This window comes from Actinoplanes sp. TBRC 11911 (genome assembly GCF_012933445.1).
In the GTDB taxonomy this organism is placed as follows: domain Bacteria; phylum Actinomycetota; class Actinomycetes; order Mycobacteriales; family Micromonosporaceae; genus Actinoplanes.
Map to the genome: position 1 here is coordinate 229382 of NZ_JABBNC010000001.1, position 21997 is coordinate 251378.

Annotated in this window: 14 protein-coding genes; 6 read left to right on the plus strand and 8 right to left on the minus strand. The window is 69.5% G+C overall.

Translation table 11 applies throughout. The features are described 5' to 3' along the window. Window position 1: 1 nt before the first annotated feature. The gene (locus tag HH310_RS01015; RefSeq protein ID WP_169173442.1) at window positions 2–1210 is read right to left on the minus strand and encodes an MFS transporter; all 1209 of its coding nucleotides are present in this window, start codon (window positions 1208–1210) and stop codon (window positions 2–4) included. Window positions 1211–1459: 249 nt separating this feature from the next. Here HH310_RS01015 and HH310_RS01020 point away from each other — a divergent pair, with 249 nt between their 5' ends. Then, the gene (locus HH310_RS01020; protein WP_169173443.1) at window positions 1460–2329 is read left to right on the plus strand and encodes a helix-turn-helix domain-containing protein; all 870 of its coding nucleotides are present in this window, start codon (window positions 1460–1462) and stop codon (window positions 2327–2329) included. A gap of 73 nt (window positions 2330–2402) precedes the next feature. Further along, complete coding sequence (locus tag HH310_RS01025; RefSeq protein ID WP_169173444.1) at window positions 2403–2762, plus strand: hypothetical protein; 360 nt, start codon at window positions 2403–2405, stop codon at window positions 2760–2762. A 61-nt stretch (window positions 2763–2823) separates the two neighbouring features. Here HH310_RS01025 and HH310_RS01030 read toward each other — a convergent pair whose 3' ends face one another. The 4 genes from HH310_RS01030 to HH310_RS01045 all read right to left on the minus strand — a co-directional run bounded on the left by HH310_RS01030 (window position 2824) and on the right by HH310_RS01045 (window position 6436). Beyond that, entirely contained in the window at window positions 2824–3081 is a 258-nt protein-coding gene (locus tag HH310_RS01030) for a biotin/lipoyl-containing protein (RefSeq protein WP_169173445.1), read from the minus strand. Continuing rightward, window positions 3078–4100 (minus strand): alpha-ketoacid dehydrogenase subunit beta, encoded by a 1023-nt coding sequence (locus HH310_RS01035; protein WP_169173446.1) that lies wholly within the window; start codon window positions 4098–4100, stop codon window positions 3078–3080. The genes HH310_RS01030 and HH310_RS01035 overlap by 4 nt, the downstream gene beginning before the upstream one ends. After that, window positions 4097–5149 carry a thiamine pyrophosphate-dependent dehydrogenase E1 component subunit alpha gene (locus HH310_RS01040; protein ID WP_211191599.1) on the minus strand — a complete coding sequence of 351 codons (1053 nt, stop codon included), beginning with the start codon at window positions 5147–5149 and terminating at the stop codon, window positions 4097–4099. Before HH310_RS01040 ends, HH310_RS01035 begins: the two co-directional genes overlap by 4 nt. 138 nt (window positions 5150–5287) lie before the next feature. Next, window positions 5288–6436 carry an MFS transporter gene (locus HH310_RS01045; RefSeq protein ID WP_169173447.1) on the minus strand — a complete coding sequence of 383 codons (1149 nt, stop codon included), beginning with the start codon at window positions 6434–6436 and terminating at the stop codon, window positions 5288–5290. A 47-nt stretch (window positions 6437–6483) separates the two neighbouring features. Here HH310_RS01045 and HH310_RS01050 point away from each other — a divergent pair, with 47 nt between their 5' ends. Beyond that, a complete protein-coding gene (locus tag HH310_RS01050) occupies window positions 6484–7914 on the plus strand; it encodes a PLP-dependent aminotransferase family protein (protein ID WP_169173448.1) in 1431 nt (476 codons plus the stop codon). A 171-nt stretch (window positions 7915–8085) separates the two neighbouring features. After that, on the plus strand, window positions 8086–11334 hold the full coding sequence (locus HH310_RS01055) for a TIM-barrel domain-containing protein (RefSeq protein WP_169173449.1): 3249 nt from the start codon (window positions 8086–8088) through the stop codon (window positions 11332–11334). Between the two features lie 44 nt (window positions 11335–11378). Here HH310_RS01055 and HH310_RS01060 read toward each other — a convergent pair whose 3' ends face one another. Beyond that, complete coding sequence (locus HH310_RS01060; protein WP_169173450.1) at window positions 11379–13256, minus strand: hypothetical protein; 1878 nt, start codon at window positions 13254–13256, stop codon at window positions 11379–11381. Between the two features lie 99 nt (window positions 13257–13355). Continuing rightward, the gene (locus HH310_RS01065; RefSeq protein ID WP_169173451.1) at window positions 13356–14225 is read right to left on the minus strand and encodes a LysR family transcriptional regulator; all 870 of its coding nucleotides are present in this window, start codon (window positions 14223–14225) and stop codon (window positions 13356–13358) included. A gap of 84 nt (window positions 14226–14309) precedes the next feature. Between HH310_RS01065 and HH310_RS01070 the strand changes: the two genes are divergently transcribed. Together HH310_RS01070 and fxsT are read left to right on the plus strand one after the other, a co-directional pair. Continuing rightward, entirely contained in the window at window positions 14310–16127 is a 1818-nt protein-coding gene (locus HH310_RS01070; protein WP_312033737.1) for an MFS transporter, read from the plus strand. A 510-nt stretch (window positions 16128–16637) separates the two neighbouring features. Then, complete coding sequence (gene fxsT / locus HH310_RS01075; protein WP_169173452.1) at window positions 16638–19934, plus strand: FxSxx-COOH system tetratricopeptide repeat protein; 3297 nt, start codon at window positions 16638–16640, stop codon at window positions 19932–19934. Between the two features lie 12 nt (window positions 19935–19946). On the opposite strand, the gene HH310_RS01080 is transcribed toward fxsT, so the two are convergent. Beyond that, window positions 19947–21731 (minus strand): HEXXH motif domain-containing protein, encoded by a 1785-nt coding sequence (locus HH310_RS01080; RefSeq protein WP_169173453.1) that lies wholly within the window; start codon window positions 21729–21731, stop codon window positions 19947–19949. Window positions 21732–21997 lie beyond the last annotated feature (266 nt).

Below are 21997 nucleotides of genomic sequence, written 5' to 3' on the forward strand. Positions count from 1 at the left end.
CCTAGTCGGTGCTCGGGAACGCGTGCCTGCGGCCGCCCGCCACCAGGACCGCGGCGAACACCAGCAGGATCAGGGCCGCCCAGGTCATCGACGCCGTGCCCAGACCCGCGATCAGCAGGCCGCCGACCAGGCCGCCGGCGGCGATGGACCCGGAGAAGACCGTGACGGTGATCGACTGGGCGACGTCCGGGGCCTCCTTCGCGGCGTCGATCGAGGCCGCGAAGAACAGGCTCGGCGAGCTGCCGAAGGCCAGGCCCCACGCCGCCGCGGCGACATAGATCAGCGCCGGTACGCCGGTGAACACCGCCATCACCAGCACGCAGACCGCGAACAGCACCGTGCTCGCCAGGACGAGCTTCCGCAGGTGGTGGTCGATGTGCTGACCGACCACGAGGACGCTCAGCACGGACGTGACCCCGAACGCGAGCAGCACCCACCCGGCGTTGCCCCCCATGCCGGCGAACGCGAGGAAGTCCGTGATGTAGGTGTAGAGGATGTTGTGCGCGACCACGTACGCGGCCACCACCACCATGATCGTGCGAACCCCGGGAAAGACCAGCACATCTCGAATCCGGTGCCGCTGGTCCTGCGGCAGCCCGGACAGGTTCGGCAGCGTCGCCAGCACCCACAGCATGACCAGGCCGGTCAGCGCGGCCGATCCCCAGAAGGCGGTCTGCCAGCCGCCGAACTTCGCCATGTACGTGCCGAGCGGGATGCCCAGCGCCAGCGACACCGGCGTCCCGGCCAGCGCGATGGCGATGGCCCTGTTCTGCCGGCCGGCCGGGGCGAGCCGGGCCGCGTAACCGGCCAGCAACGGCCAGACCAGAGCGGTGCCCAGACCGGCTGTGAACCGGATCACGAGGGTCAGCGCGTAGCTGCCGGACACCGCGGTGAGCGCGTTGGTGACCAGGACGATACCCAGTGCGAGCTGCAGCACATTCTTGCGCGGCCAGTTCGTGGTGAGCCGGGTGAGCGGGATCGCGCCGAGCGCCGTCGCGGCGGCGTACAGGGTGACGAGCTGCCCGGTGGCGGCGACGCTGGTGTGCAGGGTGCGGGCCATGTCCGGGAGCAGGCCGGCCGGCAGGCACTCGGTGAGAATGCCGACGAACCCGGCGAAGAACAGGCCCAGCAAAGCCTTGCCGGGCAGGCGTTCCGGCGTGGACGTCGCCGCACGCGAACCTGCGGAGGTGGTGATTGCGGAGGTAGTCATCAACCGTTCCATGAGCTAGTCGTGGCCGGGCGCGGGGCGCCGGGCATGGCGGAGGGAGGGGCTCTTGGGACGGGCCGCGTGCCGCCTCCCGGGATGCTCGGGGGACGCCCCGGGAGGCGGGCACGCCGACCAGGTTGCGTCGGTGCCGCCGCGTTACCCAGGCCTCCGGTTTTCGTACGCCCGCGGTGACTACCACCGACAGGGACAGGCTCGGGGGTTCTACCAGGGAAAACGGGTAATACTCGGGGCATGGCAACGCACACCGAGCCGGGACAGCTCGACCCGCGCGTCGAGCTGAGCGAGTTTCTCCGCTCCCGGCGGGCCCGCTTGCAACCCGGCGATCTGGGGCTGGTGCAGTACGGCCGGCGCCGCCGGGTACCCGGGTTGCGGCGCGAGGAACTGGCCCAGCTCGCCGGGGTCTCGCCCGCCTACTACACGCGCCTCGAGCAGGGCAACGGCCGCAACGTCTCGATCGAGGTGCTGGACGCGATCTCGGCCGCGCTCAAGCTGTCCGACGCCGAGCACGCCTACCTGCTCAGCCTGGCCAAGCCGAACCCGAAGCGGCGGCGCCCGATGCCGCGGCGCCAGGAGGTGCGACCCGCGCTGCTGGAGATGCTCGCGGCGATCGACTGCTGCCCCGCGTACGTCTGGGGTCGCCGCAGCGACGTGCTGGCCTGGAACCGCACCGCCTCGGCCTTGTTCGGCGACTGGGCCGCGCGCGCCCCGGAGGACCGGAACTGGGCCCGGATCGCCTTCCTGGACCCGGCGGCCCGGGAGCTCTTCATCGACTGGGAGGACAAGGCCGCCGACGTGGTCGGACATTTGCGGTGGTATGTCGGGCAGCGCGCCGAGGACCCGCAGGCCGCCGAGCTGATCAGCGAGCTGCTGGTGGAGAGCGACGACTTCCGGCGGCTGTGGGCCACCCACAACGTCAAACGCAAGACACACGGTCGCATGCGGATCAACAACCCGATCGCCGGTGAGCTGACCGTCCGGTACGAGACCTTCACGCTGCCCGGCGACGAGGAACAATCGATGGCCATCTACCACGCCGATCCCGGTTCGCCGTCGGAGAAGGCGTTGCGGCTGCTCGCGGAATGGGGCGCGAAAACCTTTTAGCGCGGACACCCGACACTAGCGGCCTGCCGACACCTCCCTTGACCAGTGGTTTCGCGCCTGCTGAAGCTGGTTCATGGCCCTCCGGATCCAAGTGACCGGCACGTCTCTCGACGACGCCGAGGTCGCCGTTGCCAGCCGCCGTCTGCGCTCCGAACTGCTCGACGTCGCGGACGTCTCGACGCCGCCCGGGGCCCGGCCCGAACCCGGCGCCAAGTCGGGGGCGGTGGCCACCATCGGCCTGTTGCTGGTGTCGGTCGCGCCGGCCACGATCGCGTCGGTCGTGGACGCCGCCCTCGGCTGGCTGCGCCGGCAACCGCTCGACGTCGAGCTGGACATCGACGGCCAGAAGTTCTCCGGCAACGTCACCCGGGCCCAGCGCGACCAGCTCGTCGCGACCTATCTGGAACGGGTCGCCCGCGAGGATCCACCGTGACCGCCGCCGGCCACGAGAGGGGTCGACGAGCCGGACCGGACGGCAAACGGCTGACCGCGGGTCAAGGTGGGCTCGACCCCGTTGCCGTGTCGACGCGGGCGATCGGGGTGCCCTGCGGAACCTCCGCCTCCTCCCGCACCAGCAGCCGGACCACGCCCGCGGCCGGGGCCGGAACCTCCACCGAGACCTTGTCGACCTGGACCTCGGCCAGCAGCTGGCCGGCCGTCACGCGCTCGCCGTCGTGGACGAACCAGGTGGCGAGGACGCCCAGCGCTGCCGGGTTCTCCTTCGACAGCGCCGGGAACATCACCTCGGTCATGCCGCGGCCACCGCGCGGATGGCCGCCTCGATGCGGTCGTGCCTCGGCAGGACCGCGTACTCCAGGGCGTGCGCGTACGGGATCGGCACATCCGGCACCGCGACCCGGGCCACCGGGGCGCGCAGCAGCGACGGGTCGACGTCGGTCACCGACGCCACCACCTCGCCGGACAGCCCGTACGAGAGATAGTCCTCGTCCACCACGACCAGCCGGCCGGTCTTGCGGACCGAGGCCACGATCGCGGCGCGGTCCAGTGGCACCAGGCTGCGCAGGTCGAGCACCTCGACATCGATGCCGTCGCCGGCCAGTTTCTCGGCGACGTCGAGCGCGTGATGCACCGACAACGACACTGTCACCACGGTCACCGAGGAACCCGTCCGCGCCACCCGCGCCTGTCCGATGGGGACGGTGTACGGCTCGTCCGGCACCTCGTCGATCGCCCGCTGGTTCTTGGCCATCCAGACCAGGCCCATGACTCCTTTGTGGAACATGTACACGACCGGCCCGTCGTCGCGGATCGCCGACGCCATCAACCCCTTGGCGTCGTATGGATTGCTCGGCGCGACCACCTTCATGCCGGGCAGGTGCGCAAACGTCCCCCACAGGCACTGGCTGTGCTGAGCCCCGTCGCTGTACCCGCCGCCGACGGCCGTCGTCAGCACCATCGGCACCTTCACGTTCCCGCCGGACTCGTACGAGATCTTCGCCATGTGGTTGTAGATCTGGTCCATGCACACGCCGAAGAAATCCACGAACATGAGCTCGACGATCGGCCGCATGCCCTCCACGGCCGCCCCGATGCCCAGCCCGATGAACGCGGTCTCGGAGATCGGCGTGTCGATGACCCGGGTGGCGCCGAATCGGTCCAGCAAGCCCGTCGACGAGCCGAAGATTCCCCCGTACGCCCCGACGTCCTCGCCGAGGTAGATGACCGACTCGTCGCGGTCCATCTCGGCGGTTATTCCGTCGACCATCGCTTTCGCCGTGGTGAGCCGGTGGGTGTCCGCGGTCGCGGTCATGCCGCACCTCCGTCGGGCTCGGCGAACGCGTAACGCAGCGCCTGCGCGGGATCCGGTTCCGGGCTCTCCTTCGCGAACGTCACCGCGTCCTCCACCTTCTCGGCGGCCGACGCCCGGATCTGCTGCACCGCCGCGTCGTCCAGCAGCCCCGCCTCGCGCAGCGTGTACTCGTACGTGGGAATCGGATCCCGCCCCGGCACATCCTCCAAATCCTTGCGGTACGCCTGTGCGTCGCCCTCGAAATGCCCCCAGAGCCGCAGCGTGTGCACCTCGATGAGGCTCGGCCCGTCACCGGCTCGCGCCCGCGCGACCGCACGCCCCGCCGCCGCGTACACGGCTTCGACCGCGTTGTCCTCGATCCGTTCCCCCGGCATGTCGTACGCCGCCGCGCGCGCCGCGTTCGACGGCACGCTCGTGGACTCGGCCCGCGGCACCGAGATACCCCAGTCGTTGTCCTCGACGATGAACACGACCGGCAGCTTCCACAGCGCGGCCAGGTTCAGCGACTCGTGGAACGCGCCCTGATTGGCCGCGCCCTCGCCGGTGACCGCGACCGCGATCCGGTCGGTGCCCTTGCGCTGGAACGCGAACGCCTGCCCGAGCGCCGGCGGGTAGCCCTCCGCGATGATGCCGGAGCAGGAGAAGTGGGTCGCCGGGTCGAACAGGTGCATGTGCCCGCCGCGGCCCCGGCCCAGCCCGGTCTCGCGGCCGAAGATCTCCGCAGCCATCTTGCGCAGGTCGACGCCGTGCGCGATCGCGAAGTGGTGCGGCCGGTGCGTCGCGGTGACGGCGTCGCCGGTGCTGAGGTGGGCGCAGACCCCGGCGGCGACCGGTTCCTGCCCGGCGGCCAGGTGCATCTCGCCCGGCACCAGCCCCTTGCCGATGTCGAAGCCCGGTCGCTTGTCGGAGTGGTACTCGCGCAGCATCGCTTCCTCGAACGTGCGAGCGAGCACCATCGTGCGGTAGAGGTCGATACGCGTCTCGCCCTCGATCTTCTCTGGGCCACCGTCCGGTGCTTCGGCCGGCGGCGGCGCCGTGGGTACGGTCATGCGATCCTCCTTCCGTCTCCCCGCAGCCTCGATCACCGCCCCGGCCTGCGGCAACAGCCGTTTCAGATGACGCCACTCGCGCCACCGGTGACCGCTGGTACCGCCCCGCCCCGGGCATCGGGAACGCCGGAACCGGCGCTACCGCTCCCGGCGGGCCAGGGTGAGCGCCGGGAGCAGCACGGCCGCGGTCAGCAGGAAGGCCAGCGGATAACCGATCGCGCCGACGACCAACCCCGCGCCCAGTGCGCCGGCCGCCATGCCGAGGTCGTAGGCGGCGTTCCAGATCGCGCTCACCGCGCCCTCGCCGCCGCGCGGGGCACGGGCGTACATCAGAGCAAGCGTGGCGTTCTGCAGAATGCCGAACCCCATGCCGAACAGCAGCGCGCCGCCGAGCACCGCGGCCGGAATGCCGGTGAGGGCCAGGGCGGCCATGCCCGCGCCGGACAGGATCAGGCCCGGCGTGAGCAGGCGGACGGATCCGTACCGGTCGCCGAGGCGGCCGGCGATCCACCGCGTCGCCGTGGCTGCGGCGGGCTGGACGAGCAGCGCGGCGGCCACCACCCAGGTCCGCGAACCGGTCACCGCGAGCGGCAGGAAGGTGACCAGGACGCCCACCGCCGCGGTCGACGCCGCGAAAATGAGCGCGGGCCGGACCAGTCCGGGGTTGGTGAGAGCGGCCGCGACGCCTTCCTCCCTCGCCGCCGCGGCATGCCGCCGGGGCGGTCCGGGGATCGCGAGCAAGGCGAGCAGCGGGGCGATCGTGGCCGCGACGAAGACCGGCGTGAATCCCGAGTGCGTCGCCACCCACACGCCGGCCGGCAACGCGATCAGGCCGGGCAGCCCGCTCATGACGCCGGCCAGCGCGAGGCCCTCGGCCCGACGCTCGGCCGGGATGAGCATGGCCCCGATGGCGTTGGTGGCCACCGCGCTGATCGCGAAGCCGGCGCCGCGCAGCACGCTGACCGCGAGGATCGCCGTGGTGCTGTGGCCGGCCGTCAGAACGAGCGTCGGCAGGCCGAGCAGCGTCAGCCCGATCGCGAGTGCCCACCGGTAGCCGAGCCGCGCCATCAGCCGCGGGGTGACCATCTCGCACGCCACGCACGCCAGCAGCAGCGCCACGGTGGCGAGGCCGGCGTCGCCGTGCGAACCGGACTGCTCGGCGAACAGCGGCACCACCGACAGCGGCAGGTAGAAGGCGACCGACGAACCGATGACGGCGATGAAGCACCGGATCAGGGCGCCGGAGAGGAGGGCGGGGCGGCGGGTGAGCGCTGCGGTGGTGGTCATGAATTCGACGCTAGGATCCGACCGGGTCACTGGTAAGGTCCGGTTTCATGCCGGTGGAGTGGGCCGGTTCGGGGCCGGAGCTGCTCGTCGTGATCGACCGGGACGGCGGTGGCGGGCTTCGTTCGCAGCTCGAGGACCAGTTACGTGACGCGATCCGGTCGGGCCGGCTGGCGGTCGGTGAGCGGCTTCCGTCGTCGCGGGAGCTCGCTCGTGCGTTGACTTTGTCGCGTGGCCTGGTCCAGGACGCGTACGCGCAGCTGCAGGCCGAGGGTTACCTGAGCAGCCGGCCCGGTTCGGCGACACGGGTGGCCGCGGTGGCACGCTCAGCCATGCCGACGCCCCCGGCCGCCGGCGGGGAAAAATCCGGACAAATCCAATTTATCGCTGATTTTCGGCACGGGGTGCCGGACCTGCGGCTCGCCCCTCGCGAAGACTGGGCATGGGCGGTCCGCGAGGTCTGCCGAACCGCCCCGAACAGCGCCTTCGACTACGGCGACCCGATCGGCTGGCCGTCGGCACGCGAGGTGATCGCCGCGTACCTGCGACGCGTCCGCGCGATCGACGCCACCGCCGACCAGGTGGTCATCTGCGCCGGCATGGCCCAGGCGCTCGGGCTCGTACTGCGGGTGCTGGCGGCTTCCGGTGCCGGCACCCTCGCCTTCGAGGATCCGGGCGCCGGCGTCTCGATGACCGAGCAGGCCACCGCCGCCGGCATGACCGCGATCCCGATTCCGGTCGACGCGGACGGGCTCGACGTCCCCGCGCTCGACCGCACCCCGGCCCGGGTCGTCATCGTGACCCCGGCTCACCAATGGCCGACCGGCGTCGTGCTCACCGGACCGCGACGCCAGGAGCTGATCGCCTGGGCCCGGCGCCGCGGCGGCGTGATCCTCGAGGACGACTACGACGCCGAGTTCCGCTACGACCGCGACCCGGTCGGCTCGCTGCAGGGCCTCGCGCCCGACTGTGTCGTGTCGATGGGCACGGTCAGCAAGTCGCTCTCCCCCGCGCTGCGCCTCGGCTGGCTGGTCGCCCCGCGACGGCTGGCCGGCGCCCTGGCCGAGAGCAAGCGCATCGCCGACCGGGGCAGCCCCGCGATCGACCAGCTGGCGCTCGCCACCCTCATCGAATCCGGCCGCTACGACCGGCATCTGCGGCGCGCCCGCACCGAATACGCCGCCCGCCGCGAAACGCTGCTCGCCGCCCTAGGCCCCGGCCTCCGCGTCACCGGCCTGGCCGCCGGCTTCCACGCCGTACTGCACCTGAGCGCCGGCACCGACGAGGCCGACCTGATCGCCGCGGCCCGGCAGCGCGGCGTCGGCCTCTACGGCATGGCCGGGATGCACCACGCCGTACGCCCGTCCGGACCGCAGCTCGTACTCGGCTTCGGCGACACTCCCCGGCACGCCATCGAAACCGGCATCGCCGCCATCGCCGACCTGTTAGGCATCTCGGCCGTTGGATCGCGCCCAAGTTAATTTTCGAAGACGACTTCGACGTTCTTCAGGGCGAGGATCTCGAGGAGCAGGCCCGGCGGGAGGATCGGGCCAACATACACCCGGCGGCCGGGCATATCGACGCACGGCTATTGACATCGCTCTCCCCTGGGCAAAAGCTGAACGCGCGTGTGCCGCGATCGAGGGAGCGTCATGTCGAGAAGATTCCTTTCGTTCCTTGCGCTCCTGCTGGTGCTGGTCGCCACGCCGAGCGCCGCGCTGGCCGGCCCGCCACGGCCGGACGTCAAAGGACAGACCGTCCGCGCCGGCCATCTGCGCGTCCAGGTGCTCAGCCCGACCCTGCTGCGCCTGGAGTACGCCGCGGACGACCGTTTCGAGGACCGGCAGACCTTCAACGCCGTCGACCGTTCACCCGGCAAGACCTGGTTCCAGGCCACCACCAGCGGCGGCGGGCTGCAGGTGCGCACCAGCGCGGTCACGCTGCGATACCAAGGCACCGGACCCGTCACCGCGGCGAACACCACCCTGGAGATGACCATCGCCGGGCGCCGCACCACCGTGCATCCCGCCTTCGGGGCGCAGCCCGCGAACGTGCTCGGCGGCTGGTACCGCGGCCTCGACTACTACGCCGGCCAGGCCGGGCCGGTCGACCAGCTCACGCTGCACCCGGGCATGCTGTCCAAGGACGGCTGGTACCTGCTCGACGACACCGCCACCGCGGTCCGCACCGGTGACCAACTCGCCGCCCGGCCCGCGCGCACCGGCGCCTATCAGGACGGATACCTGTTCGGCTACGGGCACGACTACCCGCGCGGCCTGGCCGACCTGCGGACGCTGACCGGGCCGTCGGTGCTGCCGCCGGCGTGGGCGTTCGGCACCTGGTTCTCGAAGTATCAGGCGTACTCCACGAGCGACTACGAGACGCAGCTGCTGCCCGCCTTCAAGGAGCACGGGGTGCCGCTCGACTCGCTGGTCGTCGACACCGACTGGAAGGCGCCGAACCAGTGGGCCGGCTGGAACTGGAACACCGCCCTGTTCCCCGATCCGGCCGCGTTCCTGGCCGATCTCAAGTCGAAGGGCATCAACGCCACCCTCAACGTGCACGCGGCGATCAGCGGCGACGACCCGCGTTTCGCGCAGGCCCAGGCCACCGCCAAGGGCAAGCTCACACCGGCCGCCAGCAGCTTCGCGCCGAACCCGTACCGCTTCGACTGGGGTGACCCGGACCAGGCCGCGGCCTTCACCCAACTGCACAAACCCTTTGAAGACCAGGGTGTACGCCAGTGGTGGCTGGACTACTGCTGCGACGACAGCACGGTGAGCACCCCGGGCGTCACCCCGGACAGCTGGGTCAACGAGCTGTACCGCCGCGACGGGGAGGCGCGCGGGCTGCGCGGCTTCTCGCTGTCGCGCATCGGGGCCTCGTTCCCGGCGTACACGACGGTCGGGGCTTCCGGCCCGTGGGCCGAGCACCGCAGCACCGTGCACTTCACCGGGGACACCGAGGCGAACTTCGCGACGCTCGCGTTCGCCGCGAAGATGACGCCGGCCGAGGCGAGCATCGGGCAGTCCTATGTCAGCCACGACATCGGCAGCTTCGCCGGCAAGCACCTCAGCGACGACCTGTACCTGCGCTGGGTTCAGCTCGGCGCGTTCCAGCCGATCCTGCGGCTGCACTCCGACCACGGCGACCGGCTGCCCTGGGAGTACTCGGACGCGGTGAGCGGGCCGGCCGCGGACTTCCTGCGGTTGCGCGAGTCGCTGGTCCCGTACCTCTACAGCGCCGCCCGCGAGAACTACGACACCGGCATGCCGATGTCCCGGGCGCTCTACCTCACCTGGCCCGAGGTGGCCGAGGCGTACCAGCACGACACCGAGTACATGCTGGGCGACTCGCTGCTGATCGCGCCGGTCACCACGCCGGGGCTCAGCACCACCAGCCAGGTCTGGTTCCCGCCGGGCACCTGGACCGACTTCTTCACCGGCGAGACCTTCCGCGGACCGGTCACGCGCACCGTCGGCGCCACCCCCGATCACATGCCCGTGTACGTGCGAGCGGGCGGCATCGTGGCGCAGAGCCAGGGCGACGTGAACGTGGCCAATCAGGACCCGGCCCGGCTGCGGCTCACCGCGTACCCGCACGCTTCCGGCAGCACCTCCGTGTACGAGGACGCGGGCGACGGTCTCGGCTACCGGAAGGGCCAGTTCGCCCGCATCCCGGTGCGCTACGACGAGAGCCGGAAGCTGACCGTCGGCCCGGTCCAGGGCGGTTATCCGGGCGCGCCCAAGACCCGGCACTACACCGTCGCGTTCGCGAGCGTCGGAAAGCCGCACACGGTCACCGCCGGCGGCAAGAAGGCACAGTGGACATACGACGCCGCCAAGCACGTGCTGACCGTGGCCGTCCCGGCCACCGCGTCCGACCGGGCTGTCACCGTGCAGCACGACGGCGCGATCCTGACCGTGGCACAGAAGCCGGCGGTGGACGTCAGCTTCACCGCGCCGGATGGCCTGCAGTCCGGCGCCAGCAGCACGCTGGTCACCACGGCGCACAACGGCGGCCCGGGCACCATCACCGGCGTGGCGGCCTCCGTCACCGCGCCGGACGGATGGGCCATCACCCCGCGCGGGGCCACCACGGCGGCGTCGCTCGGGCCGGGCGCCACCTTCACCGCGACGTACGACGTGACGCCCACCGGCACGTCACCGCGGACCGCCAACGTGACGGCGCACGTCGCGTACCGGAACCCGGACGGCACCGCGGCGAGCTTGCCCGCCTCGCTCAGCGTGCCCCTCCGGCAGGTCGCGGTGACCTTCCGGGTGATCGCCCCGCCGGGCACGCCGCCGGACGCGACCCTCTACGTGCCGGGCAGCATCGCCCAGCTCGGGCCCTGGGATCCGGCGAAGCAGCCGATGTCCTATCAGGGCGACGGCCGCTGGGAGGCCACGGTCTCCATCCTCGACGGCACCGACCTGCAGTACAAATACACCCGTGGCACATGGGAGACGGTCGAGGAATGGGGCTCGATCACCGGGACGAACAACCGCAGCGTGACGGTCGACGGCGGCATCACGCAGACAATGGTGGTCGACGACACCGATACCAACTGGGGTCAGGGCTCGGATCTGCACAAGGCGATCCAGTTCTGGCGTGACCCGCTGGTCGTCAGCACCGAGACGTCGGCCGCCGCGGTCACCGTGCGGTTCCAGCGTGACGTGCAGCCGTCCGGCGCCGACTATTCCGGCTCGGTCACCGTGACCGGCCCGTCCGGCGCGGTTGCCGGCACGGTCGCCGAAACCACCCCGGGCACGTTGGTGTGGACGCCGTCCGCGGCGCTGCCGGCCGGGTCCTACTCCGGGACGGTGACGCAGGTGAACAGCACGGGCGACGCCGGTGTCCCGATGGCGAAGCCGTACACGTTCACGTTCACCGTGTCGTAACCGTGACGTGGGCACGGCCCGGACGGCCGTGCCCACGATGGGTGTCAGCGCACGGCGCGGTGACGGGGGATGCCGCCGTCCGGGTTGTCGCGCAGCAGCCAGACCGGGTTGGACAGCGCGATCGGCGTGCCGTCGGCCGCGCGGACCTCGACGCGCACGAACCGCGGCGCGCTGGTGTCCACCTTCAGGTCCAGGTATCCCCGCCGGAACTCGCCGGCGGCCTTGGTCTGGAAGGTGGTTCCGGGCTCGGGCACGGTCGGTCCGGCCAGGTCGACGGTGCCTTGCACGACGCGTACGGTGCTGCCGGCCGGCAACCGGTCGGCCAGGATGCGCACGTTGCGCGACCGGGCGTGCGACACGGTGACCGACCCCATCGGCGCTTTGCCGTCGACGAGCAGGCCAAGCGTTCCGGTGAACACGGCCGGGTTACCGAAGAACACGTTGCCCGACGACAGCGACGGCAGCAGGTGGTCCAGTTCCCGGCTCTTCGAGTAGGACCACGTGACGAAGTTGGCCTGCTGACCGAACCAGTCCTGGCCGGAGTGGTCGTCGCTGACCCCGGTCCCGGTGAGGAAGAGCCCGTTGCGCGAGGCCACGTCCCAGGCCTGCGCGTGGTGGTCGAGGTCCATGCCGCCGCGGCTGGGGTAGCCGACCTCGAGGATGTCGGAGCCCATCGCCCGGTCGGTGACGATCGACGCGGCGACCGAGGCCCGGTTCGCGTCCTGCACGTCGGGCGGCAGCAGCGCCGGGTTCGAGGTGCCGTACATATGGTTGTACGACACCAGGCCACCGGCCGCGTGAATCATGTCGACGACAGCGATGGCGGCGTTCGGGTCCGAGTCGGCGGTCGGCGTCGCGTTGGCGAACTCGGGCATCGACAGGTGCGGCCCGAACCAGTTGTAGTGGGTCGGCTTGAGCAGCGACACCTCCATGCCCTGGTACTGGCGTACGGCCGGGAACCGGTGGGCGTAGCCGCGCATTAACTCGGCCTGCTTCTGCAGCGGGGCGTTTGCGGACCGCGGCGGCCGGGTGATGCGCAGCAGGTCGAACCAGCCCTCGGCGGGGCGCTCCTGCTGGCTCACCGCGCCGAGCGTCAGGCCGAACATGGCGGCGTCGGCGGCCACGATGTCCGGCCAGAGCCGCTCCATGTCCTCCTCGGGCCGGATCGCGACGGTGTTCCACCGGCCCGCGTCGGCGGGGACGTGCACGGTGCCGGCGATGCCGTCCCGCGTACGGGATCGGTTCTGTGTTCCGTCGATGATGTAGGTGAGCGTGTACTGCCCGGCGGGACGGCCGTGGGTGGCGGGGCGGAAGCTCGTCGTCACCTTGAGCGTCAGGTAGTTCTGCGGGGAGACCACCGCGGGGAACACGTCGACGGTGATGGTCTGGTCGTAGACGGACCGCTGGTCCACGGTGTTCGCCGCGGAGCCCTTGACCGCCACCGACGCGGCCGCGGCGCCTGCGGACTTGGCCATCAGGTGCAGCGATCCCGGCACCGCGGTGTCCGCCGGGGAGGCCTTGGTGGCGTCCCAGGCCACCTGGGACGCGGCCAGCGTGCCGGTGGACTGCTGCGCCCAGGTCCAGACCACCTTGTTGACGGTCTCGGTGGGCCCGCTCATGTGGATGACGTCGGGGTAGCCGTGCTCGGCCAGGCGGAAGTCGTGGTCGGTCCAGAAGAGAACGTCGATGCCGGTCTTCGTGGCCTGGTCCAGATGCGTCTGCATGCTGGCCGTGCCCTCGCTCCAGGACGCGTGGATGTGCATGGCCATCGACACGGTTCCCGGCCGGTCGTCCGAATGCCCGTGCTCGTGCCCGTGCTCCGAGGAGGCCTCGGCGGGCTGCGGGCCGAGGGCCAGCCGCCCGGCACTGAGCGCGGTGATGGCCGCGGCGGACTTCAACACGCGGCGCCTTGACTGGGTCACTTTCTGCTCCAATTATCGCGGATCAAGCATGTGACCCCATGGCTAGACCCGAAATGCGAATGGGAGACATCCGGCAAAGGGCGGGTGCGCGAAATCGGCTCAGTCGTAGGGGGCGGCGGTGCGCACGAAGGCGAGAAGTCGCTCGGCGGCCGGCGCCAGGCTCCGATCGGTACGCCACGTGAGGCCGACGACCCGTTCCGCCCCGGCGGCGGCCAGCGGGATGCCCACCGTGTTGGACACCCCGGCCACCCGCGAGGGCACCAGCGCCACACCGAGCCCCGCACCCACCAGGCCCTCGACGGTGGCGAGGTCCTCACTCTCGAAGGCGATCCGCAGCCCCGCCCCGGCGAACAGCTCGTCGACCAGCGTGCGGAAGCCGAACCCGGCCGGCACGGTCACGAAATCCTCGCCGGCGACGTCGGCGGGCTTGATCCGGCGGCGGGACGCGAGGCGGTGACCGGCCGGGACCGCGAGCACGAGCCGTTGCCGTTGCAGTGCCAGCCACCCGTGCGGCCCGTCCGGCCGCGGTGAGATGAGCGCCAGCTCGGCGGCGCCCAGGGCCAGGTCGCGAAGGATCTCGTGGCCCGGCTCCTGGCGCAGCTCGACGCGGATGTGCGGCGCGGCACCGCGGAAGTCGCGCAGCAGCCGGGGCACCAGCGAGGTGGCCATCGAGTCGAGGAAGGCCAGCCGCACGGTGCCCGAGTCCGGGTCCAGCAGGGTGGCCAGGTCGCGGCGCAGCCGGTCGTAGCGCGCCACGATGTCGCCGGCGGCGGCCAGGGCGAGCTCGCCGAGCGGGTTGGGGTGTGCGCCCCGCGCGTCCCGTTCGAAGAGCCGGGCGCCGAGTTCGGCCTCCAGCCGCGACAGGGTCCGGGACAGCGTGGGCTGGCTGGTGCCGAGGCTAGCGGCGGCCTCGGTGACGTGTTCATGCTCACCCAGGGCCAGCAGGCTGCGGAGATCCTCGATCTGCACAGCGGCCATCATACGCCAGACGCATGGCTTCCAGGCATTTCATGCATTGGACGCATCGCTTCGGCCCGACGCAGAGTGGCCACCGTGAGTGAGGGTTACAGCATCGGATCGGCCGGTTACCGTCGGGTGAGTCTCGCCCTGTTCGCGGCGGGGGTGTCGACGTTCGCGCTGCTCTACAGCACGCAGGCGCTGCTGCCCGACCTCGCGGCACACTTCCGGGTCACGCCGGCCGAGAGCTCGTGGTCGTTGTCGCTGGCCACGGCCGGGCTCGGGGTGGCGCTGCTGATCACCGGGCCGTTATCCGAGCGGATCGGGCGGACCCGGCTCATCCACTGGTCGCTGGCGTTGTCGGCGGTGGTCGGCTTCGCGGTCGCGGCGGCGCCCGGCTGGCACCTGCTGCTCGCGCTGCGGTTGCTGCAGGGGATCGCGCTCGCCGGGCTGCCCGCGGTGGCCACCGCCTATCTGCGCGAGGAACTGCACGCGTCCACGCACGCACGGGCGGCCGGGTTGTACGTCGGCGGGAACGCGCTGGGCGGCATGGCGGGGCGGTTGCTGTCCGGTGGGGTCGGGGAGGCGTACGGCTGGCGCTGGGGTCTGGCGTCGGTGGCCGCGCTGGGTTTGGCCTGCGCCGTGTTCGCGATCGCGCTGCTGCCGGCCTCGCGCAATTTCGTGCCCCGGACCACCGCCCTGTTCCGCCGCGGAGCCTTCACCGATCCGGCACTGCTCGGCCTGTACGTGGTCGGGGCGTGCATCATGGGCGCGTTCGTCGCGGTCTACAACGCGATGGGTTTCCGGCTCACCGCGGCGCCGTTCTCACTGGGCGCGGGCGCGGCCGGAGCAGTGTTCCTCGTCTACCCGATCGGCACCATCAGCTCGGCCTTGTCGGGCCGGCTCGCCGACCGGTTCGGCCGCCGCGCGGTGATGCCGTTCGGCTGCGTGCTGACCGCGGCCGGACTGCTGCTGACATTGCCGGGCGTGCTGTGGGTGGCGGTGCTGGGACTGGCGGTGATGACGGCCGGCTTCTTCTGCGTGCACGGAATCGCCAGCGGCTGGGTCCCGGTCCGCGCTTTCGCGGCCGGCGTCGGCCCGGGCCAGGCGGCGTCGCTGTATTTGTTCGCGTATTACGCCGGCTCGTCAATTTTCGGCAGCCTTTCCGGCGTCGCCTGGTCGATGGCGGGGCGGTTGCTGTCCGGTGGGGTCGGGGAGGCGTACGGCTGGCGCTGGGGTCTGGCGTCGGTGGCCGCGCTGGGTTTGGCCTGCGCCGTGTTCGCGATCGCGCTGCTGCCGGCCTCGCGCAATTTCGTGCCCCGGACCACCGCCCTGTTCCGCCGCGGAGCCTTCACCGATCCGGCACTGCTCGGCCTGTACGTGGTCGGGGCGTGCATCATGGGCGCGTTCGTCGCGGTCTACAACGCGATGGGTTTCCGGCTCACCGCGGCGCCGTTCTCACTGGGCGCGGGCGCGGCCGGAGCAGTGTTCCTCGTCTACCCGATCGGCACCATCAGCTCGGCCTTGTCGGGCCGGCTCGCCGACCGGTTCGGCCGCCGCGCGGTGATGCCGTTCGGCTGCGTGCTGACCGCGGCCGGACTGCTGCTGACATTGCCGGGCGTGCTGTGGGTGGCGGTGCTGGGACTGGCGGTGATGACGGCCGGCTTCTTCTGCGTGCACGGAATCGCCAGCGGCTGGGTCCCGGTCCGCGCTTTCGCGGCCGGCGTCGGCCCGGGCCAGGCGGCGTCGCTGTATTTGTTCGCGTATTACGCCGGCTCGTCAATTTTCGGCAGCCTTTCCGGCGTCGCCTGGTCGGCAGACGGCTGGCCCTTGGTCATCGCCTTGGCGATGGCGGTCGTCGCGGTCAGCGGCATCGTTTCCGTGCGGTTGCGGCACGTGCCCGCGCTGGCCTGAACCCGAGAATTCCTCTTGGCGGTAAAGGGCGGAGGGTGGCGGAGGCTACAGATGTATCCCATCACGTACTCCGTTGGGGTGGAAAGGACCAGCCGGCAGCGCCCGACCGATGAGGACGGTCACCATCGGCGGGCCAGCTCGAGACCCCTGCATGACACGCGAAGGCCCTGCTCGGCAGCAACTAACTATCGGCGTTCACCACAATTACCCCGGATTCGCGACATCCCTCGGCACGTGGACGAGTTATGCGATCCTGCTACGTTCGTGCCGCGAGCAGCACGCGCCGTACACATGCGACCCCAAACCGAGGTGACGTCAATGTCTTCACGATCTGCGCTTATCGACCATTGTGTTCATGGTCATTGCATCGTAGTCTGTTGATTTCGGCCGCCACCGAATTGCGCTCGCCTCACGATGAAGTCATCCAGTCCACAGCGGGGAGAACAAGTGTCGGATCCGACTATGCGGGATCCGGTTGGCAGCCTTCGAGCTGCCCTTATCGCCGCTTTGATGGATCTTCCCTTTATCAACGCGCTCTCCGACCGGCGGATGTTGCTGAATCTCGTGCGCCAGGGCGTCGTTCGCTTCCCGGACGTCGAGGAGAAACCCGAAGCCCGGTTGCATGTCGTATCCATCGTGATGACCTGCATGTCCCACCCGGGCGGTCTACGCGCCTTACGGTCCGCGCTGGACACGATGGCGCCGGACTCGGACGGGACTCGGCAGGCGCATCGGCTCATCCAATCGGCGACGTTGGCGGCATTGATCCCGGACGGCGAGCGGGATCGCGTGAAACCCCTGCTACAGCGTCACTGGACGACGTTCGTCGCGGCCGCCGGCGGGATGCAGGCGCCCACGAACGGCGACCTTGTCGGACGCTTCGAAGCTCTGACTCAAGAGCCACTGCCTGAGTTCGGCCTGCCGGCCGCCCTGGCGTTCGTCGAAGAGATCGCCGCACTGGCACCGTCAGCACGCTCCACGCCGCTGTCCGATTGGGTTGACCAGCAAGCCGAGCGTCTCGAGCTGACCCTTGAGCTGCAGAAGCACCGCAGTCACGAGTCGCCTGGCGGCCTCCGACCACCCGGTTCGGACACTCCCGAAACAGAACAAATAACGAAAAATAAGGACATCGTATCCGAGAACGGGCTAGGGTGGGGCCGGGAAATTTCCGCCACCTGGGTGGATGCCGAAGTCATTGATGATCATGATAATCTGCCGCCCGGTCCGGAACATCAGCGAGAGCAGGACGAGGAAGAGCGCGGCCACCAAGGAGACGAGATGCCATCCCTGACCTCGGCAGCGCCCCGTGAAGTCGAAAGCTTGCCGCAGGTCTGGGGAAATGTACCGCCGCGAAATCCTAACTTCACGGGGCGAGTCGATTTACTTGAGGCGCTCCACGAGCAATTCAGCACGGAACGGGAAACTGCGGTACTGCCCGAATCATTGCATGGTATGGGCGGTGTCGGCAAGTCGCAGGTCGCCATTGAGTATATTCATAAGCATCGCAGCGAATATGATCTGATATGGTGGATTCCCGCGGAGCACAAGAGTCAGATCCTCAGCGCTTTGACCGAATTGGCGCAGCGTTTGGGGCTCGATCTCAGCCGGGAGGCGATCAGCGCCGTGCCCGCGGTTCGCGAGGCGCTGAGCACTGCCGAGACGCCCTACGCGAACTGGTTTCTCGTCTTCGACAACGCTGAGTCGCTTTCGGACGTCCGGCCATTCTTTCCCACCGGTGGGCACGGCAAAATTCTGGTCACCTCTCGCAACGCCGAGTGGGCGGCGGTCACCCGCACGCTGGAGGTCGACGTTTTCAGCCGGCCGGAGAGCACCGCCTTCTTGCGCAAGCGCACGCCGGAACTCGCCTTGGCGGATGCCGACCGCCTGGCCGAGGCCCTGGGCGACCTGCCGCTGGCGGTGGAGCAGGCCGCCGCCTGGCGAGTGGCGACCGGCATGCCCGTCGACCAGTACCTGGAACTACTCAACGAGAAACGTATCGAGCTGCTGGAATTGGGAACGTCCCCGGACTACGAGGTCTCCGTCGCGGCGGCGTGGAACGTCTCACTCGACAAACTCGAGGAGGTCAACGGCGCGGCGCTCCAGCTTCTGCAGGTTTGTTCGTTCTTCGCGCCCGAGCCGATCTCTCGTGACCTCTTCGCCGGGTCGCCGAGCGCCCAGATCACCGAGACTCTGGACGAGACGCTGCGCGACCCGATCAAACTCGCCCGGGCGATCCGCGACATTCAGCGCTACGCGCTGGCGAAGTTCGATCACCGAGCCGGCACTCTTCAGATGCATCGCCTCGTGCAGGCCGTTCTGGTCAGCCGGATGACGTCCGACCATGAGCAGATCATGCGCCACGGTTCGCACGCGTTGCTGGCTAACGGCGACGTCAACAAGCCGAGCGTGCCCGATTCGTGGCCTCGCTACCAAGCGCTGCTGCCGCATCTGACGGTCTCCGGTGCGGTCGGGTCGGCCGACCCCAGAGTCCAGCAGTTCGTCTTCAACATGGTGAAGTTTCTCTATTACTGGGGTGACCACGACGGCTGCCTGTCCTTGGCGACCAAGGTTCACGAGGAACGCAAGAAAGATCGTGGCGAGGACAACGAGCACACCCTGAGCGTGGCCAAATGGCGCGCGTGGATCCTGTGGGTTCTAGGACACTTCCGGGAGGCTGCCGACATCAACCGACGCTGCCTGGAACTCTCCGAGTCCACGGTCGGCGCGGCTGACGAGGGAACACTGGACTCGATGACCCGGGTAGCGCTCGACCTCCGCACCGCCGGAGACGCCACGGCCGCCCTCGAACTCGACCGCCGCGCCTTCGAGAGGTGCGCCCGGGAATTCGGCGAGGACGACCCGGCGACGTTGAACGCCGCCATGCACCTGGGTATGTGCCTCAAATTCAACGGTGCCTTCAACGAGGCACTCAGACTGGACAGCGACACGTATCGACGGAGCGTCGCCGTTCTCGGCGAGAACACCGACGACACCCTGCGGGTGCTCAACTATCTGACGATCGGCCAACGCGAGGCCGGCGACTACCTCGGCGCGCACAAACGCCAGGAAGCGGTTTACCAGACGTTTATCAACGTCTACGGGATGGAGAATCCCGCCGTCACACGCGCGGCACGCAACCTCGCTGTCGCCCGGCGCCGGGCCGGGGATCATGACGGCGCGCTGGCTCTCTCCTCGGACACGCTGCGGAGGTTCAGCAACCGCTACGGCGACAACTATCCGGAGACCATGGCGGCCGCGCTGGATCTGGCCATCGACCTGCGCCATTCCGCGGACCTCCCGGGGGCGCTCAAACTGGGCGCGGAAACCCTTGACCGCTATGTCAAGGTGTTCGGCGAACGCCACCCGCATACGTTGGCGGCACGGGCGAACCTGGCCATCGTCATGCGGCTGATGGGCGAGCCGGACGCGGCGCACGCGTCGAACGCCGGGACCCTGAAGGTGCTGGATGAGACGCTCGGCCTGGAACACCCCATCGCCATCGTCTGTGCCATCAACCTGGGAAGTGATCTAGCCGCTCAGGGCAAAGCCCGGGAAGCGTACGAGCGTGACATCGACTCACTGGATCGATGCCGCCGGGTCTTCGCCGAGAACCATCCATCGACACTGGCGTGCAGTCTGAACCTGGCCATCGATCTGGGCCGACTCGACCGGATCGCCGAAGCCGACAAGATCCACGCAGACACCCTGGATCGTTACCGCCGGGTGCTCGGGGGTAAGCACCCGGCCACGTTGAACGCGCTGCAGAGTGTCCGAGCGGATTGCGACATCGACCCGTCACCTCTGTAGGCACCGGTGCGATCACCCGGCTAACCATCGCGCGGCGGTCAACGGCGACGGCCGCGCGGCGAAGTCCTTGACGGCGTCGTGCACCGCCTTGACCAGCTCGGACCTACCGAGCAAGGCTCGCCATTCGCGCCGGCCGGGTTGTGCCGCGACCGCCAGTCCTAGGCCCGACCACGCGTCGAAGTCCGCAGAAGATCGCGCAATGGCGCGCACGTACTCCACTTCGGCTCGGTCACTGTCACCCTGCAGCAGAAGAACGTCGCCGCGAGGAGCCGGGGGCCCATCTGGAACCGGCATGCCCCGGTAGAGTTGCAGGCGTCGATGCGACCACACCGAGTCACCGGCGCGGACCCGAACTCGCGCCGCGGCAGCCGGTGGCGCATCGAGTCCGCCGGTCCACGCGACGACCGCGTCTCGGACCCAGCCGGGATCAACCTCGAGGTTGCGCAGCCGCCACCCGGCCCGGTGATCCAGGAAGAGCGCCCGCGCCGCTCGATCGGCATGGGCCGGCACGCTCTCGCGCAGCCAAGAGCGCAGTGGCGTGCCCATGCCTTCGACGAAACGGCGCCCCCATTCGGTCAGTTCGCTGCAGCGGTGCAGCGCCTGCCATCCGGCCCACGCTTGCCGTCGCGCAAGGGCGAACTCGAAATCGGCCGTCTCGACATCTGTCGCTCGCCGTGAGCTCCGCTGCTCGCACCAGAAACCCGTTATACCGAGAAACGCGTATACACCTTGTAGCAGCCCGGCTGCGGGGCGTGGATCGGGACGCCAGGGTGCGTACAAGTCTGATTCCTGATCCATTCCCGTCGTCAAATCGACAAGGTGGAGGATCGCACCCAGTTTATTATGTTGAAATTCGTGCACCATCGTCACGGCCGCCGCTTGAGGATCGGCCGGTAAAGACATCAGGGCCGCCCCGAAAGCGTCACCGGTAGAAGCGCTACGGATCTCCCAGCCAGGGTTCTCCGACAACGGCGTGATGGACCATAATCCGGTTCGGATTGGATCAGCGCGACCCGGATGGAAACGGTCGATAATGTGCCATGCTTCGCCGAGACGATCGCGCCACGATGCCACGGAAGGCTCGTCGAGCCGGCCCGGATCGATCGGATCGGCGAGGTCACGATACGGGTCTACGTCGTCGAGAAATACGTCCAGCGCGCCCTTCTCCGACAATAAATTGAGTCGCCGCAGGTTCCACCAGCGCACAGCCGGCTCACCAACCCGCTCAATCACGAGCGAATCCCCATCCAGGCGCAGGACCACGCTGCCGTCGCGTGACTCGGCATCAGCGATTCGATACTCGTCAGCAGGTCCGATGTGGGCTATGCCCAGCGTCGGGAGCACGATAACACCCCGGCGCACCGGGACCCGGAGCTTGGTGGCGACACTGCCCCGCACGGCGGCGGCAAGGATGACGGAGTACAGGTGACCCACCGCGACCCATATGGGAGCGTCGCCGGTCGCGTCGTACCTGATCCGCCGGAGCGTGTGCGCGAACCAGACACCGACCTGGGGATGCATCAGAACAGCTTCCAGATCGGATGGTGACCGATCCTCGATCTGCCGCAACAATCGCCACGCCTCACTCGCGGGCGGCAACGGGCCGAGCAGCTCGACGTCGTCCTTTATGAGACCGTAGAGCTCGTACAGAAGAAGGAGGCGCCGACTGTACTCGGATGCGATCAGCCGGCGAATTACAGCGCTATCTCCGCCGCCAGTAGCAATAGAATCGAAGTCGGCGATCGGAAGGTTATGCGTAACCTCTCTGCGGAACATGTCGGAGCCAGACTCGGACACATCACTCCTCCGCGCCTGTCAGTCTGCCCTGGTCGGTGGGCCGGATTCACTCATGTTTGTTCGTAGCCGCTGGAGTTGACCACGCACTCGCTCCAGCGATAAGGTCAGCAGCTGGTTGTCCAATGACTCTAGCTGCCGCAAGGAGACTCCGGTCAGATTGACCAAGTCCGTGGGAATCGCTTCGACCGGTTGATCCACAGTGTGAGTCCCCTTTTACCCCGTGCCGGCGGCGGGACCAGCAAGCAACCGCGTCCGTCGTCGCGAGC